Source organism: Nakamurella sp. (assembly GCF_048594475.1).
In the GTDB taxonomy this organism is placed as follows: domain Bacteria; phylum Actinomycetota; class Actinomycetes; order Mycobacteriales; family Nakamurellaceae; genus Nakamurella.
The window spans coordinates 1-2,509 of the sequence record NZ_JBMDXT010000492.1 but is presented as its reverse complement, the minus strand read 5'-3'; the positions used below and the strand labels follow the sequence as shown (position 1 = coordinate 2,509).

The 2,509-nt window shown below is 73.3% G+C and carries 5 protein-coding genes; 3 read left to right on the top strand and 2 right to left on the bottom strand.

The annotated features are described in order from the left end of the window. Positions 1 to 316, bottom strand: a 316-nt coding sequence (locus tag ACOJUF_RS22300; protein ID WP_420124008.1) for a cold-shock protein, incomplete at its 3' end; no start/stop codon positions are given. A 153-nt stretch (positions 317 to 469) separates the two neighbouring features. Between ACOJUF_RS22300 and ACOJUF_RS22295 the strand changes: the two genes are divergently transcribed. Both ACOJUF_RS22295 and ACOJUF_RS22290 read left to right on the top strand, forming a co-directional pair. After that, on the top strand, positions 470 to 748 hold the full coding sequence (locus ACOJUF_RS22295) for a hypothetical protein (protein WP_420124007.1): 279 nt from the start codon (positions 470 to 472) through the stop codon (positions 746 to 748). 137 nt (positions 749 to 885) lie between these two features. After that, positions 886 to 1,140, top strand: coding sequence for a VOC family protein (locus tag ACOJUF_RS22290; RefSeq protein WP_420124006.1), 255 nt, complete (start codon positions 886 to 888; stop codon positions 1,138 to 1,140). A gap of 141 nt (positions 1,141 to 1,281) precedes the next feature. Here the strand turns inward: ACOJUF_RS22290 and ACOJUF_RS22285 are convergent, their stop codons facing one another. After that, entirely contained in the window at positions 1,282 to 1,902 is a 621-nt protein-coding gene (locus tag ACOJUF_RS22285; protein WP_420124005.1) for an HAD family hydrolase, read from the bottom strand. A 176-nt stretch (positions 1,903 to 2,078) separates the two neighbouring features. On the opposite strand from ACOJUF_RS22285, the gene ACOJUF_RS22280 reads away from it, so the two are divergent. Then, on the top strand, positions 2,079 to 2,509 hold a 431-nt coding region (locus tag ACOJUF_RS22280; protein ID WP_420124004.1), incomplete at its 3' end, for a VanZ family protein.

The following is a 2,509-nucleotide window of genomic DNA, read 5'->3' as shown; positions in this document are numbered from 1 at the left end:
GACCGCGGCGCAGGTCGGGCAGCGCCTTGGATTCCAGCAACTTGATCATGTCGTCGACCAGGCCGTGTAGCTCCTCGGCCGGGCGACGGGTGGCCGCGACGACCGACGGCGGGGTGGTCAGCAGCTTGACCTGCAGCGCCTGCGGGCCGCGGCGACCGTCCGCGACCCCGAATTCGACCTTCTGGCCCGGCTTGAGCGCACCGACCCCGGCCGGCAGGGCCGACGAGCGCACGTGCACGTCGTCACCGCCGCCGTCCTGCGCGATGAAGCCAAAACCCTTGTCGGCGTCGTACCACTTGATCTTGCCGCTCGGCACCCAACTCACCTGTCCTGATCGGGGGCGGAGACGTCCGCCCGGGGTGCCACATCCGGGAAAGCACCGGCTCTCCAGCTTACCGGCGCCCCGGAGTGCCCAGACCCACAATCCGCGCCCGTGCGCGCAGCGTGACCGGCGACCTATCCTGACCTCATGTCGAAGCCGCCGGGTGACGCCCCCCTGCTGGTCCGCGCCGGTGTCGTTCTCTTCGCGCTCGGACTGATCGCCGTCGTCGTCATCTTCGCGCTGTTCGCCTCCGGCGCCCACGATCTGCCGCTGTGGCTCAACCTGGCGGCCATGCTCGCGCCGGTCGGTTTCGGACTCGCTCTGGTGGGCCTGTTCCGGCAGGCCCGCCGGTCCGGGAAGCGCCGGGCCGGGGCGGTTTCGCCGGCGGCGAGCGGGGCGGGCACGGCCGCCGGGACCGGGCGATGAGCGGCCGGGACCGGGCGATGAGCGGCCGGGACCCGCTGGTGGTGCAGGTCGCGCAGCATGTGGACGACCTGGACCGGGCGACCACCATCTACACCGAGACGCTGGGCCTGCCGTAGATCGCCCGCTTCGGTCCGCTGGTGTTCGTCGACCTCGGCGGCACCCGGCTGTTGCTGGACGAGTCGGCCCCGCCCGCCCTGGTCTACCTGCGGGTCGACGGGCTGGAGCAGCAGGTCGAGCACCTGCGGCAGCTCGGCGTCGAGATCGTCGCCGAGCCGCACGACATCTTCACCGACGAGGAGGGCGTGTTCGGCGGCCACTGGTCGGTCGAGTCCCAGGCGTTCGTGCGCGACTCCGAGGGCAACCTGCTGGGCCTGGTCGGTCACCGGAGCTGACCGGCCCGCCCCGGGACGGCCGCCACCGGCGGCCCGTGGGCGGGCCGACCGGCGCGGGACGGCCGGAAGCCGGGAGACGGCCGGGAATCGACCGATCGGCGCCGGGACCCGCACCATCCGCGCGCCCGCTCGGCCGGACCCTCAGTGGACGGTCGCCACCAGGTAGGACGACAGCCAGGCCGGGAAGCGGGTCAGATCGGCCAGGACGACGTCGGCGCCGGCCGCGGCCAGGTCCTCCGCGGCGACCGGGCCGGTGGCGACCCCGACGGCCATCGCGTCCGCGGCCCGGGCCGCGGTGACGTCACCGATGTGGTCCCCGACGTAGACCTCGGCCCCCAGTTCGCGCAGGGCGGGGGCCTTGCCGGTGCTCCACACCTCGCCCACGACGGCGGACACCTCGATGCCCAGCGCCTCCAGGTGCGCCACCGCGTTCGCCGCGTACTTGCCGGTGACCACGACGGCCCGGCCGCCCCGATCGGCGACCGCGCGGACCGCGTCGGCGGCCCCCGGCAGCGCCACCGTGCGGGGCACGGCCAGCTGCGGGGTGAGCTCGTGATAGCGCCGGACCAGATGGCGGACGGTGGCGTCGTCCAGCCGGTACCTGGCCAGCTCGTGGTGCAGCGGCGGGCCGAGCCGCGTGACGAAAGCCCGGCCGTCCAGCGGGATGCCGGTCTCGGCCGCGAGCACGTCGAAGACCTCGACGATCCCCGCCCGGGGATCGATCAGGGTCATGTCGAGGTCGAACCCGACGGTGAATGTCACCGGATGAGGGTAAGGGCCCGGTCGGGGCCGGGAGCCCGGATCGGCCAGCCTGAGGCCGGACGGTGATCCAGATGTTACGCGACGTCAGCTACCGACGACCGAACGTTTCGCCCGCCCCGGGGCCGTTGCTCCGAAAGAGTTCCCGGGCGGTCGCGGGCAGTCGATACGATGACATGATGCTCAGCCGGCCCGACTCCGCCGAGCCGGTCCTGCGCCGGTTGCGGGTGCTGTCGGTCATCGCCCTGGCGACGTTTGCGCTGGTCATCGGCATCATCACGTTGTGGCCGGGCCCACCGGACGCGTCCGGGCAGAGCGCGCTGCGCGCGTTCCTGCTCCGCGGGTACGCCCACGGCATCCCGACCTGGATCACCTTCGACCGGATCGAGTTCGCCTCGAACATCGTGATGTTCGTCCCGGTCGGGTTCTTCGGCGCCCTGGTGCTGCGACGGCACCGGTGGCTGGTCGTCCCGGCCGCGACGGCCGCGTCGGCGGCCATCGAGACCATCCAGGCGCTGGCCCTGCCGCTGCGCGACGGCACCCTGCGGGATGTGGCCTCGAACACGGCCGGCGCGCTGATCGGGTACCTGCTCGCGGTGCTGGTGGTGGC

What these genes read in the sequence shown, in the direction of transcription:
- ACOJUF_RS22295 (WP_420124007.1), top strand. Translation starts at nt 470, where the DNA reads ATGTCGAAGCCGCCGGGTGACGCCCCCCTGCTGGTCCGCGCCGGTGTC.